The sequence below is a fragment of the Prochlorococcus sp. MIT 1201 genome (assembly GCF_047303415.1).
Classification (GTDB): domain Bacteria; phylum Cyanobacteriota; class Cyanobacteriia; order PCC-6307; family Cyanobiaceae; genus Prochlorococcus; species Prochlorococcus marinus_D.
This window is the reverse complement of sequence record NZ_CP138947.1, coordinates 228,524-240,881: the sequence shown is the minus strand read 5'-3', so window position 1 is coordinate 240,881 and position 12,358 is coordinate 228,524. Positions and strand designations below refer to the sequence as shown.

At 55.3% G+C, this 12,358-nt stretch carries 12 protein-coding genes; 10 read left to right on the top strand and 2 right to left on the bottom strand.

Features of this window, described 5'->3' with window-relative positions:
* Positions 1-15: 15 nt before the first annotated feature.
* Positions 16-354, top strand: a complete 339-nt coding sequence (locus SIB41_RS00960; protein WP_011130849.1) for a P-II family nitrogen regulator — start codon at positions 16-18, stop codon at positions 352-354.
* Here SIB41_RS00960 and SIB41_RS00955 read toward each other — a convergent pair.
* The gene (locus SIB41_RS00955) at positions 351-1,154 is read right to left on the bottom strand and encodes a TlyA family RNA methyltransferase (RefSeq protein ID WP_063403566.1); all 804 of its coding nucleotides are present in this window, start codon (positions 1,152-1,154) and stop codon (positions 351-353) included. The two genes, SIB41_RS00960 and SIB41_RS00955, sit on opposite strands and share 4 nt — an antisense overlap.
* A gap of 18 nt (positions 1,155-1,172) precedes the next feature.
* Between SIB41_RS00955 and SIB41_RS00950 the strand changes: the two genes are divergently transcribed.
* The 4 genes from SIB41_RS00950 to SIB41_RS00935 all read left to right on the top strand — a co-directional run bounded on the left by SIB41_RS00950 (position 1,173) and on the right by SIB41_RS00935 (position 5,777).
* A complete protein-coding gene (locus SIB41_RS00950) occupies positions 1,173-1,517 on the top strand; it encodes a hypothetical protein (RefSeq protein ID WP_413359736.1) in 345 nt (114 codons plus the stop codon).
* Between the two features lie 45 nt (positions 1,518-1,562).
* Positions 1,563-2,858, top strand: coding sequence for an adenylosuccinate lyase (purB, locus tag SIB41_RS00945; protein WP_063415905.1), 1,296 nt, complete (start codon positions 1,563-1,565; stop codon positions 2,856-2,858).
* A gap of 158 nt (positions 2,859-3,016) precedes the next feature.
* The gene (fumC, locus tag SIB41_RS00940) at positions 3,017-4,414 is read left to right on the top strand and encodes a class II fumarate hydratase (RefSeq protein ID WP_063419555.1); all 1,398 of its coding nucleotides are present in this window, start codon (positions 3,017-3,019) and stop codon (positions 4,412-4,414) included.
* A 7-nt stretch (positions 4,415-4,421) separates the two neighbouring features.
* Positions 4,422-5,777 carry an MFS transporter gene (locus SIB41_RS00935; protein ID WP_413359734.1) on the top strand — a complete coding sequence of 452 codons (1,356 nt, stop codon included), beginning with the start codon at positions 4,422-4,424 and terminating at the stop codon, positions 5,775-5,777.
* Between the two features lie 23 nt (positions 5,778-5,800).
* On the opposite strand, the gene SIB41_RS00930 is transcribed toward SIB41_RS00935, so the two are convergent.
* Positions 5,801-8,575 (bottom strand): DEAD/DEAH box helicase, encoded by a 2,775-nt coding sequence (locus SIB41_RS00930; protein WP_413359731.1) that lies wholly within the window; start codon positions 8,573-8,575, stop codon positions 5,801-5,803.
* A gap of 131 nt (positions 8,576-8,706) precedes the next feature.
* Between SIB41_RS00930 and SIB41_RS00925 the strand changes: the two genes are divergently transcribed.
* From SIB41_RS00925 to SIB41_RS00905, 5 genes are read left to right on the top strand one after another with little or no spacing between them, the layout of a single operon-like run.
* The gene (locus SIB41_RS00925) at positions 8,707-9,852 is read left to right on the top strand and encodes an aminotransferase class I/II-fold pyridoxal phosphate-dependent enzyme (protein ID WP_413359729.1); all 1,146 of its coding nucleotides are present in this window, start codon (positions 8,707-8,709) and stop codon (positions 9,850-9,852) included.
* Positions 9,849-10,565 (top strand): alpha/beta hydrolase, encoded by a 717-nt coding sequence (locus SIB41_RS00920; RefSeq protein ID WP_413359726.1) that lies wholly within the window; start codon positions 9,849-9,851, stop codon positions 10,563-10,565. Before SIB41_RS00925 ends, SIB41_RS00920 begins: the two co-directional genes overlap by 4 nt.
* Positions 10,562-11,317, top strand: coding sequence for a methyltransferase domain-containing protein (locus tag SIB41_RS00915; protein WP_413359724.1), 756 nt, complete (start codon positions 10,562-10,564; stop codon positions 11,315-11,317). Before SIB41_RS00920 ends, SIB41_RS00915 begins: the two co-directional genes overlap by 4 nt.
* Positions 11,284-11,982 (top strand): dethiobiotin synthase, encoded by a 699-nt coding sequence (gene bioD, locus SIB41_RS00910; RefSeq protein WP_413359721.1) that lies wholly within the window; start codon positions 11,284-11,286, stop codon positions 11,980-11,982. Before SIB41_RS00915 ends, bioD begins: the two co-directional genes overlap by 34 nt.
* Entirely contained in the window at positions 11,979-12,134 is a 156-nt protein-coding gene (locus SIB41_RS00905) for a hypothetical protein (RefSeq protein WP_169190010.1), read from the top strand. Before bioD ends, SIB41_RS00905 begins: the two co-directional genes overlap by 4 nt.
* Positions 12,135-12,358: the final 224 nt, after the last annotated feature.

The following is a 12,358-nucleotide window of genomic DNA, read 5'->3' as shown; positions in this document are numbered from 1 at the left end:
CAACATCAAGCCGTCATGAAGAAAGTCGAGGCGATTGTCCGTCCCTTCAAGCTTGAGGACGTCAAGCTTGCATTAGTCAATGCCGAGATCATCGGCATGACTGTGAGTGAAGTGAGAGGCTTCGGACGCCAGAAAGGCCAAGTTGAGCGCTATCGGGGCTCGGAATTCACCGTTGAATTCCTGCAGAAGTTAAAGGTCGAAGTGGTCGTCGACGACGACAAGGTGGAAGCTGTCGTGAACGCAATTGCAGAAGCTGCCAAAACAGGCGAAATCGGTGACGGCAAGATTTTCATCTCTCCAGTGGATTCCGTAGTACGTATCCGTACCGGCGAGCGTGACAGCAAGGCCCTCTAGGCCAACGTCTGAGCCACAAGTCTCTCAAGAACTGGAAGATCTACGAGGGTCTCGTCACCCAGCCAGAGCAGGTATTCATGATTACCCGCCGGCCCAGTGATCGGAGAGGCGATAAGTCCCTTGGGCCACCAACCCAAAGACCTTGATGTATCGATCACGCTCTTCAAGGCATCCACATGGGCCAAGGCATCCCTGACCACTCCACCTTTACCCACCCGCTCACGTCCAACCTCAAACTGGGGCTTCACCAGCAGCACTGCCTCCGAGTGGTCTGGCTTAAGTAGTTTCTTGATGGCTGGCAGCACAAGCCGCAAGGAGATGAAGGCAAGATCAGCAACAGCAAGGCTCGGCAAAGGCTCCTCAGCCCCGTAGAGCTGATCAGGGCTGAGGGTGCGCAGGTTGGTGCGCTCTCTGAGCACCACACGAGGGTCGTTGCGCAAATCCCAGGCCGTCTGGCCATAGCCCACATCGATTCCATAAACCCGAGCGGCACCATGCTGCAACAGGCAATCGGTGAAACCTCCTGTCGAGATGCCGCCATCCAGGCACACTCGTCCCTCAACATTGAGAGGAAACTCCCGCAGAGCACCCAGCAACTTTTCCCCGCCACGAGACACGAATCTCGGTGGCTGCTCCACCTGAAGCTCAAGCTCCTGCGACACCTCATGACCAGGCTTATCAAGCAGCTGGCCATTACCATCTCGCACCTTGCCGGCGCGGATCAGCTGCTGAGCCTGATGGCGAGAACTCGCCAAGCCCTTCATCAGCAGCTGCAGATCAAGACGCTGTTTGTGGGACATTTCGTCATAAAAGCAGACTTGAAAACGAAACAAAAACCTCTTAACTACCGCAAAAAGCGAAAGCTTCCGAGAAGATCACCGCAACTCGCCCGCAAGGACGTGTCTCAAGGCCAACCTCCACAACCCATAGCTCTCCATCGGTACCAAAGCCGCAGCAATCACCATGTTGTTCCTCAAAAGCAACTCGCCACAGTGCTGGAGCTACTTCCGCCGGGCAGCTTTGTGACCCTTGAAAATCAACCCAACGATCTACCGCCATTCCAATTGATCCAATGCAAAGGTGGCCGTTGCTGGGTACGGCAACAGGCCTGGGGGAAACATGTTCATTGGGAAGTTGAACACCGCCGACTCAAGTCAGCCTGAATCCAAAGACTTAAGTTCAAGAATCAACCGCCCATCTGTGAGCCCTTGATCGAGCGCTACACACTGCCCGAAATGGGCGAGATTTGGACCGACAGGGCCAAGTATCAAAGCTGGCTAGATGTAGAGATCGCCGCTTGTGAGGCCAACTGTCAACTGGGGAAGATCCCAGCGGCTGAAATGCAGCAGATTCGTGAACGCGCAACCTTCGAACCACAGCGCATCTTGGAGATTGAGGCAGAGGTTCGCCACGACGTCATCGCCTTCCTGACCAACGTTAATGAACACGTAGGGGATGCCGGCCGCTACATCCACGTCGGCATGACCAGCAGCGATGTGCTGGATACGGGTCTGGCCCTGCAGTTAAAAAACTCTGTGGCATTGCTACAACAAGAACTGGGCAGCCTTCAAGAGGCGATCCGCAGCTTGGCAGTGGAGCACAAGGGCACAGTCATGATCGGCCGCTCCCATGCCATCCATGGCGAACCCATCACCTTCGGTTTCAAACTGGCCGGTTGGCTAGCAGAAACAATGCGCAATGCCGAGCGACTGGAAAGGCTAGAGAGGGATGTGGCTGTAGGCCAAATCAGTGGCGCCATGGGCACCTACGCCAATACCGATCCAAAGGTTGAGCAGCTCACATGCGAGCGCCTTTGCCTCATCCCAGACACCGCTAGTACCCAGGTCATCTCTCGCGATCGTCATGCGGACTATGTACAGACCCTGGCATTAGTGGGGGCGTCTCTAGATCGATTCGCGACAGAGATCCGCAACTTGCAGCGAACCGATGTACTGGAAGTGGAGGAGAGCTTTGCTAAAGGACAAAAGGGAAGTTCGGCGATGCCACATAAACGCAACCCGATTCGGGCTGAGCGGATTAGTGGTCTTGCAAGGGTCCTACGCAGCTATGTCGTCGCAGCACTCGAAAACGTGGCCCTCTGGCATGAGCGTGATATCAGTCACAGCTCCACTGAGCGAATGATGCTGCCGGATTGCTCCGTCACACTCCACTTCATGTTGCGAGAGATGACCCAAGTCGTGCAGGGCCTTGGTATCTACCCAGCAAACATGCGTCGCAACATGAATATCTATGGCGGAGTGGTGTTCAGTCAGCGGGTGCTATTGGCGCTTGTTGAGAACGGCATGAGCAGAGAAGATGCCTACAGTGTTGTCCAGCGCAACGCCCATGCTGCGTGGAATACCGAAGGGGGTAACTTCCGCGCCAATCTTGAGGCCGATCCTGAAGTATCGACCCTTCTCAATGCCAAGGCGCTAGCCGAATGCTTCAGCACAGAGCTACACCAAGCCAACCTGGACGTGATCTGGCAACGGCTCGGACTCTGAATCCGATGTTCTGGACGTCTAAACCGATTGGAATGATTTGAGTCATTTAAGTCTCGCCAGACTTTTTACCATCATTGAATGGGTTCTAACGCGCTCTCAAACCCCACAAAACCAGTGAAGGTCAATGTGATCTGCTTCTACCCCTTGCCGACAACTTGATGGCTGACCTGATGCGTATCGAACACGACAGCATGGGCACTGTTGAGGTGCCCGCTGGGGTTCTCTGGGGTGCACAAACCCAGCGATCGCTCCTTAACTTCGCCATCAGCACAGACCGCATGCCAGTCGAACTGATCCATGCCTTGGCATTGATCAAACAAGCTGCCGCCAGCGTGAACTGTCGCCTGGGTGTGCTCGATGAAGTCCAGCGCGATCAAATTATCAAGGCCGCCTCTGCTGTTGCATCCGGTCTTCACGACGATCAGTTTCCACTGAGGGTGTGGCAAACCGGTAGCGGTACCCACACAAACATGAATGTCAACGAGGTGATTAGCAACCTGGCGTCTCAGGCAAACGACGAACCCCTAGGTAGCCATAGGCCGGTGCATCCAAACGATCATGTCAATCGATCCCAGTCCACCAATGACGCCTTCCCTACAGCTATACATATCGCCGCAGTCCAGGGGATCACCAAAAACTTGCTGCCTGAACTGGAGCGATTGATCGCAGCCTTTGCCCGAAAAAGCGATGCCTGGAGTGACATCATCAAAATCGGTCGCACTCATCTACAGGATGCCGTACCTCTCACCCTTGGTCAGGAGGCCTCTGCGTGGCGGGATCAAATTGCCTCAGCCCATAGTCGTATTCAGTCAAGCCTGATAGAGCTCTACCCCCTGCCGCTTGGAGGCACCGCCGTGGGGACTGGCCTCAACGCCCCAGCTCGCTTCGGTCAAGAAACAGCTGCGCAACTTGCCAGCATCACAGGCCTGCCATTCAGCTCAGCGAAAAACAAGTTCGCCGTGATGGCAAGCCATGACGGGTTAGTGAATGCAATGGCTCAGTTGCGCATGTTGGCGGTTGCCCTTTTCAAGATCTCCAATGATCTGCGCCTACTGGCCTGTGGCCCAAGGGCCGGCCTGGCAGAGCTGCATCTACCTGAGAATGAGCCGGGAAGCTCGATCATGCCTGGGAAAGTCAACCCCTCTCAATGCGAGGCCATGGCCATGGTCTGTTTACAGGTCATCGGGCTTGATTCAGCCGTGACCATGGCAGGTGGGAGTGGTCATCTCCAAATGAACGTCTACAAACCCCTGATTGGCTTCAACCTGCTTCACAGCATTGAATTGCTACATGACGCCTGCCGCAATTACCGGCTGGCAATGGTGCAAGGGATTGAACCAAACCGAATCAAGATCCAGCATGATCTAGAGCAATCGCTGATGCTAGTGACAGCTTTAGCCCCAGAAATCGGTTACGACAAAGCCAGTGAGATTGCCCACCTCGCCCATGAGAAGGGATTCAGCCTGCGTGAAGCAGCACTAAAACTCGGCTATGTGAGCAAAGAAGACTTCGATCGCATTGTTAATCCGGCATTGATGACATCTGCTCGGCTGTGACCCCCCGATGACATCAAATTCTGGCGAATCAAGAAGCATCCAGAGCCAGAGTTCCGCACAGCAACGAATCAGCAATCTTCATGGTCAAGCCCAGCGCGCCCGCCGGGGTTGGCGACCCTGGATGCTCTTTCTAGTTTGCTCCCTTTTCTATTTCTACGAGTTCTTCGCACGAGTCGCACCGGGCGTCCTACAACCCGAATTGATGCGGGTCACCGGCTCGAGCCAAGGAGAGTTTGGTCTCGCCATGGGAATGTATTTTCTCGCATACGCTCCTTCACAGCTTCTTGTAGGCCGCCTTCTCGATCGCTTCGGAGTCCGTGCCGTCGTTGCTCCAGCGGCACTTGTCGTAGCCCTGGGTTGTCTGCTCTTTGCCAGCACCAACAATGTGGTGGTGCTGGGACTAGGGCGCTTGATGCAGGGATTGGGCAGTTCAGTTGCTTATCTCGGCGTCATCTATCTCGCCATGATCTGGTTCCCGCCAAAACGCCATGGGATGGTCCCGGGTTTAACCGTAGCGATGGGCACTCTGGGCGCATCTTTCGCTCAATACCCACTTCTGATTCTAACGAAGTCATGGGGTTGGCGCGTCCCTTTGCTGGTTTGTACAGGGGCGGGTCTGATCATCGCTCTCATGCTGTGGAAACTCCTACCCAAGCGCCCCAATTGGTTCGTGGAGTTGATGCGAGAAGACGGGTTTGATCCAAAGAGTCCGCAGCCACTCGCGAGTCTGATCAAGGAAATATTGCGCGACCGGAATATCTGGTGTCTTTCTCTCGCCGCAGCAGGTTTATATCTCCCGATCTCAGTGATTGGCGATCTTTGGGGAGTGACCTTCCTGCACATCCACTCAGGTTTGTCGACACGGCTATCGAGTTTGCTCACTACTCTCATCTTCATTGGTTTCGCCGCCGGAGGAATTGGAACTGGGCACTTGTCCGATCGCTTGAAGCGCCGCAAGATTCTTTTTGTCACTGGAGCAATCTTGTCGTCCGTGATCGCCGTTGCGATTGCCTTGACGAACTCAGCCCCGCTTTGGTTGACCGCGATGTTGATGATCGCGCTCGGATTGACAACAGGTTCCCAGCTGCTGGCTTTCGTGATGACAGCCGACGTGGCAAAACGTCATAACCGTGCGGTCAAACTAGCTTTCGTGAACTTCGTTGTCATGGTGCTGCCAGTCTTCATTCAGCCCGCTGTTGGCTTCCTTGCTCAAGTAGGGGTTGCTAAGGGCTTGGTCCCATCCCCGGGCCAGGAGCTCCAAGGCTATGGTCTCGTTGTGGTGCTGATATTCATATCAACAGGGCTCTCCCTCTGCGTAAAAGATACGAAACCGCGCAAGGAGAAATTTGTCATGGCCCACTAACTAACCAACCAGAACTCGCCTGATCAAGCCACCCGCTCTGTAGCAGGATTGAGTTCTTCGTCAACTGCAGCCGCATTTAACAGATCCTCTGCCTCACAAACAGGGAAGCGATTGATCGCTTTCAGTGCCAAACGTGCATTACGACGCAACTGCTCACTGATCGCCTCGCAGTAAGGCACCTGTGCGAGCAGGTCCACCGTGCGGCGGAGGATCCGCACGACATCGCCCTCATCCAGTGACGTATTAGCAATCAGATCACTCCAGGCTGTACCACGGGCCCAGGCATCGACCAAACCCATCAGCTCAGGCTCCCACCAAGCGGGAACAACCACTTGGCAGCGCTCTTGTGCCCGCAAGAGCTCTCGGCGAATACCTGCTAGATCATGGAGGGCCTCCTCCGCACTCGCCGGTGGTGGGTAGCCACTCCAAAGATCAGGACGATTGACCTCCGTGCTGATCGCCTCGAACACCGCCGCCAGATTGGCAGGGTGCAAGTCATCCAAATGGCCACTCATCAATGAAAGACCCAGCCAAAGTTCGTTGTCGCCCCGCATCGCCGCCACAGTGCGTCCAATCTCCGTGGGTTCCAAATCATCAAGACAACCAAAGTGCTGCAAGATCTCGATCAAACTCAAAAAGGTCTCCCAATGACGGTTGGCCCTCTGGTGCAGCAACTGCTGACGTTCGCAGATCTCAAGCTCAAGCTCCTCCATACGACGGCGATGTTTCTTGAGCTGTTTGCGATCCCCCCAACGATGAGCCGGTTGCTGCTCTAACTCTTCCTCAAGACCACGAACACGCTGCGCCTGGGCCAACACCTCACCGGCCAGGTCGTACTGGGGAGTCGTCATGTCGTGACGCTTGGCCATATGGGCGACAGCAAGAGCAAGGCTTCCACTGTGCTGATCCCCATGGCGAAGTTCACCAGAGCGCTGCAGATCCGGCTCAATCATTTCAGTCACTTGCAAGCAGCTCAATTCCGCATGCAGACTGACAACCGCCGGACAGGGCAGCAGTAGCCAAACGTTCTCATCGGTTAGGCAAAGCAGAAGCGGAAACTGACCTGGGCCCTCAAGCTTGTCGACGATCACAGCTGGAGTGACACGTCCCCGCAACTGGGGGGCCTTCAGACTCACCAACGTGCCAACACTGGCAAACTGCAAAGCCAGGGTGAGCTCATTGGCCAAGGTCTCCTCAGCCTGTTGCTGCAAAATCCGCAACAAACGCCGCTCCTCACGCAATCGACTGCGTCGCTTTTCATAATCCTCAAAGTCTTGCCAGGGAACATCACCAGCAACTCCCTGCAGTTGCCCCAGCTGTAGCCGCAGTTGTTCCAGCGATTCCTCCTCGTACACCAAATCCAGGCTGGCTAAATAGCGACCAAAACTGCGTTCTACAAGTTCCCTTGCCTTCTTGAGGTCATGGCGCTGCAACAAGTTCAGCACCATGCCGTAGCTAGGGGTGAACTGACTCACAAGAGGATCTGCTGGGCTGGTAGCCAGCTGGCCTGCCTCACGCACGCCCTCGAAACGACTTTGCACTGTGACCACATAACCCTGAGAATCCAACCCGCGCCGCCCGGCACGGCCCGCCATCTGTAAAAATTCACTGCCCATCAGTGGTCGGTGGCCACGCTCAGTGCGCTTCGACAACGCTGAAATCACAGTGCTACGTGCCGGCATGTTGATCCCTGCCGCAAGCGTTTCAGTAGCAAACACCACCTTCACAAGCCCCTGCTGAAACAACTCCTCGATCAGTTCCTTCCACGCAGGCAGCACACCAGCATGATGAGCAGCAATGCCCCGCAGCAGGGCATCAGCATGGATGCCATCACGAACAGCCTCTGGATTGGTCTCGCTATAGGTTCGAAGACGCTGGCGAATCTGCTCTTGCTGAGTCGGTGAGACCAGACACTGAGAGCCAAGATCCTTAACGGATTTATCACAGCCACGACGGCTGAAGATGAAATAAATCGCCGGCAACATTTCGCGCTCCGCCATCTGCGCAATTACAAATCTGATGGGCGGTGGTTCTGGCTGAGGGGGCTTAGGGGAACGCCCCTTGCGCTTGTGCCCCTTAGGAGCACGCCACACCTTGCTGTTGGGATGAAGTCCTGTGCCCGCATCGTTGAGCAAAGGATGCAATCCCTTAGCACTGCAGAAGCTGAACTGCAGTGGTACAGGCCGATAATCGCTGAACACCAACTGTGTAGGGCCATGCACCCGCTCGATCCAGTCGGTGAGCTGTCCAGCATTGGCCAACGTTGCAGAAAGCGCCACCAATTGCACAGATGCTGGACAGTGAATGATCGACTCTTCCCAAACCGTGCCCCGTTGAGAATCATTCATGTAATGGCACTCATCGAGCACCACCGCTTCCACGTCAGCCAACGGATCGTCAGCCTGGTCTGCTTCCGCATAAAGCATGTTGCGGAAGATCTCGGTGGTCATCACCACAATCGAAGCCTCACGATTAACGCTCAGATCACCGGTCATCAGCCCCACGTTCTGCGAACCAAACTGTTCACGGAAATCGCGCAACTTCTGATTTGAAAGAGCCTTCAGAGGCGTGGTGTAAAAAACCTTCTGCCCATGGGCAATCGCCCTATGGATGGCATATTCGCCCACCAATGTCTTACCGGATCCCGTAGGAGCACTAACAACCACAGAATGTCCATGATTCAGTGCGGCAATAGCCTCAAGCTGGAATTCATCCAGCGGAAAAGAAAAGATCGCGAATGGATCCAGTTCAAGCTTGGCGACGTCGGAAGCAGTCGTGACGTGCGCCACTGAACTCATGATTTCAATCCTAAAGAGCCCTGCAATCCACTTCTGGCAATCGTTGGCATTGACACCAGCCAGCATGCCAAAAAGGCAAAATCAAGCCAAAGAAGCCATCCTGAACTGCGCAGGGCTTGCAAACTGGACCCATGCAAAGCCAGCCCACAGCACGTCGCCGCCAGCTGCGCACCTTGCGGCCAGGGCCAGGGCCAGCTGAGTTCAAACCAGTGGTGTCCCCTCAGAAGAAATCAAAACCTCTACTAGATCTGGCCAGCAACGATTACCTAGGCCTATGTAGACATCCTGAGCTGATCGAAGCCGCCGGAGCGGCCTTGCATTCAGAAGGTGTTGGAGCAGGTGGATCCAGGCTAGTCACTGGTAGCCGGCCAGTGCATGTTGCGCTGGAAGAAGCCCTCGCCGACTGGCTAGGTCGCGAGCGGGTCTTGCTTTTCCCAAGTGGCTTCCAAGCAAACCTGGCAGCAGTGATCGCACTGGCCAACCGCAATACCCCAGTACTGGCTGATCGCCTCGCTCACCATTCTCTATTGATGGGTGTCAAAGCCAGTGGCGCCAGGTTGCAGCGTTACGCCCACAATGACCTGGCAGACCTTGAGCGGCGCCTCAAGCTCTGCCGGCATCATCAACCGCATCAACCGCCGCTTGTACTCACCGAAAGCCTATTCAGCATGGAGGGCACCAGTCCACCACTCTCAACAATGGCCGAGCTCTGCGAAGTGCATGGTGCCAGGCTGCTCGTGGATGAAGCCCATGCCCTGGGTGTGATTGGTCCTCAAGGGCGAGGTCTTTGCCATGGGCTCTCTGCACCAGTGTCAATCATCAGCGGCACCTTCGGCAAAGCATTCGGTAGTGGTGGTGCCTTCCTGGCAGGTGATTCCGCCATGGGCGATCACCTTCTGCAAACCAGTGGCGCCTTTCGTTACACCACAGCACTGGCACCGCCTTTAGCGGCGGCAGCTCTCACTGCCCTAAACCTGATCCAATCTCACCCTCAATGGGGCAAGCAACTGCAAGAGCGTGCCGAGCAATGGCGTGGTCAATTGACAGCTAGAGGATGGGCTCGCCCGCCTGGATATGGACCCATCCTCTCTGTGGTGATCGGTTCCGACCAACAAGCTCTGAATCGCCAAAGTCAACTCGAGGAAGCCGGCCTCCTTAGCGTGGCCATCCGTCCTCCCACTGTTCCAGAAGGCACGGCGCGCCTTCGGCTTGTGCTGCGCAGGGGGCTACCCGATGAGACATTGGAACGGCTGATGAGCGCCCTTGAAACTGGATGAAAGAGGTAATCGCCATGCACGGATGGTGTGGCGATAGCAACACCTGGCAGCTCTGGGCCCGCCATTTTCAAGCCCATGGCTGGTTGTGGCAAAGCCAAGAACAGGGCTACGCATCACTGCCACCGCTTCAACCCCAATGGCATAACGCTCCTGAACCACAAGCAGAGCAAAGGCGGGTAGTGGTTGGCCATTCTTTAGGCCCACACCTGCTCGCCAGCGAAGTGCTTGCGCAGGCCACCGATCTGGTGCTGCTGGCAAGCTTCGGTGGTTTCTTGCCCAAAGGACCAGCAAACCGTGCCCTACGCACTGGCCTAAAGGGCATGAAAGAACGCCTCGGCACAGCAGCTGAAAGCGCCATGCTCCACACTTTCCTGGCGAGGGCCGCCCAGCCAATGCCCACTAGTGCCTTGCCAGCGGGGCCTATCCAAAAAGGCCTCTCAGCAAACGGCCGCAAGCAACTGCAGGCTGATCTCGAGTTACTCATCAAAACTGATGGCTTACCAGCAGGGCTTCCTGCCAAAGCCAGGGTGCTGGTGGTCGAAGCTGCACAAGACGCAATCGTGGCCCCCGCTGCACGAATCGCCTTGAAAGAAGCCCTGCTCAACCATCTACAAAGCCCCCCTTGCCATTGGATCTTGCCTGAAGCAGGGCATGCCTTGCTGATACCCGAACTCATTGAGCGCGTGCACAAGTGGCTGGAGTCAGCCCCTTGAGCAATCGCTGGTCAAAACAAGTGTTGAGCAACTTTGAGCAAGCTGCAACCACTTACAACAGCCAGGCGCAATTACAGCGTGCCGTTGCCTGGAGGCTCGCCAGACAGTGTGCTCGGCAACCGATTCCAGCAGGGTTCTGGGTAGACCTCGGTTCAGGTACAGGCCTAATGGCAGATGCTCTGGAGGCCTGCAATCCCCACCAAGCCGTCCTCCGCGTGGATGGCTGTCCCGAGATGCTGAAACATCATCACCACTCCAGCCAAACATTGCTGTGGGATCTCAATCTGGGCGTTCCCTCATGGCCCAAATCACCCAGCTTGCTGGCCTCGAGTTTTGCCCTTCACTGGCTGATTAATCCTTTAGAACGACTGAATGAATGGATGGCCGCTCTCACTGCTGAAGGCTGGCTGGCGTTGGCCTTACCAGTACAAGGAAGTTTCCCCCAGTGGCACCAAGCAGCAGCAACGGCAGGCGTGAGCTGCACAGCTCTGCCATTCCCCTCCCAAGCGTCATTGCTTGATGTTCTGTCCAGCAATAGCATCCGCCATCAACAGCTACACCAGTTCACCCAACAGAGTCCTGAAGTCTTTCAGCTCTTGAAACCAATGCGCCAAATTGGTGCCCAGGCCAGCCCTTGCCCAACCATGGGGGTTGGCAACTGGCGCCATCTCAAACAAGCCTGGCCACGTTGCCAGAAAAGTGGAGATGCACAACTCACATGGCTGATCCAACTGCTTTTAATCCAGCGATGACTGAGGCAAAGACTCCTCTAATCGTCTGCGGCACAGACACCAACGTTGGCAAGACCGTGGTGAGTGCATTGCTAGTGCAAGGATTAGTTGCCACCTACTGGAAGCCAATACAGAGTGGCCTAGAGGAAGACGGTGGAGACCGCAATAGGGTTTGTCGACTCCTTAATCTTCCCGCCGAACGTTGGCACCCAGAGGTCTATAACCTCCAGGCCGCAGTATCACCCCACTGGGCCGCAGAACAAGAGAACTGCTGCATCAACCCCGATCAACTTGTATTGCCTGCTGTATCTGGTCCTGTGGTGATAGAAACCGCTGGCGGCCTAATGGTGCCACTCAACCGTCAATGGCTACAACTCGATCAACTCGAACGTTGGCAACTGCCGCTAATCCTCGTTGCACGCAGTGGCCTGGGTACCCTCAACCACACCCTGCTCAGCCTTGAAGCACTGCGCTTGCGCAATCTGAAGGTCTTAGGTTTGGTTCTCAATGGTCCACCCCACCCAGACAATCCAAAAACTCTGGAACAATTTGGTGGTGTTCCAGTCATCGCTCAGTTGCCTCACTTACCCAATCTCACCGCAGCAACACTCGCAGAGCAGTGGCATCTGCAAGATCTGAGCCTTACCTTCAAACGGCTACTGAAATCCTGGAGTCAAGTTCAATGAACAAGCGTCAGTCATGGGCCTCAGTTGGAGCTGTTCTTCTCTGTGGAGGAATCCTTGTGCTATTCACCGACATTGAAGTCGGCATGGTGCGCTGGATCAACTGCGGCCCCCTCGCTACACAGGGGGAACAACAAAGCGAGGCCTGCCGATGAATCACGCCCATCTCATCCATGCAACAACCTGAAGCAGGTCAAAAGGATGGATGAATTGAATTCAAACGCAAATCTCTCTGCAACAACAACGACAAGCCTTAGCGAATTCAGCATTCCTTCTTGCTCAGTCAGCACATCTACAAACGTGTCCCAAAAGCAATAAAACCAAATCAGCAGAATAGATCAAGTACAAAGTGAATCACAATCATTTACAGCAGAACGGC

Bases quoted from the DNA above. Each gene is read 5' to 3' on its own strand.
- SIB41_RS00960 (WP_011130849.1), top strand. From the start codon at position 16: ATGAAGAAAGTCGAGGCGATTGTCCGTCCCTTCAAGCTTGAGGACGTC.
- SIB41_RS00955 (WP_063403566.1), bottom strand. From the start codon at position 1,154: ATGTCCCACAAACAGCGTCTTGATCTGCAGCTGCTGATGAAGGGCTTG.
- fumC (WP_063419555.1), top strand. From the start codon at position 3,017: ATGGCTGACCTGATGCGTATCGAACACGACAGCATGGGCACTGTTGAG.
- SIB41_RS00935 (WP_413359734.1), top strand. From the start codon at position 4,422: ATGACATCAAATTCTGGCGAATCAAGAAGCATCCAGAGCCAGAGTTCC.
- SIB41_RS00930 (WP_413359731.1), bottom strand. From the start codon at position 8,575: ATGAGTTCAGTGGCGCACGTCACGACTGCTTCCGACGTCGCCAAGCTT.
- SIB41_RS00925 (WP_413359729.1), top strand. From the start codon at position 8,707: ATGCAAAGCCAGCCCACAGCACGTCGCCGCCAGCTGCGCACCTTGCGG.
- SIB41_RS00920 (WP_413359726.1), top strand. From the start codon at position 9,849: ATGAAAGAGGTAATCGCCATGCACGGATGGTGTGGCGATAGCAACACC.
- bioD (WP_413359721.1), top strand. From the start codon at position 11,284: ATGGCTGATCCAACTGCTTTTAATCCAGCGATGACTGAGGCAAAGACT.
- SIB41_RS00905 (WP_169190010.1), top strand. From the start codon at position 11,979: ATGAACAAGCGTCAGTCATGGGCCTCAGTTGGAGCTGTTCTTCTCTGT.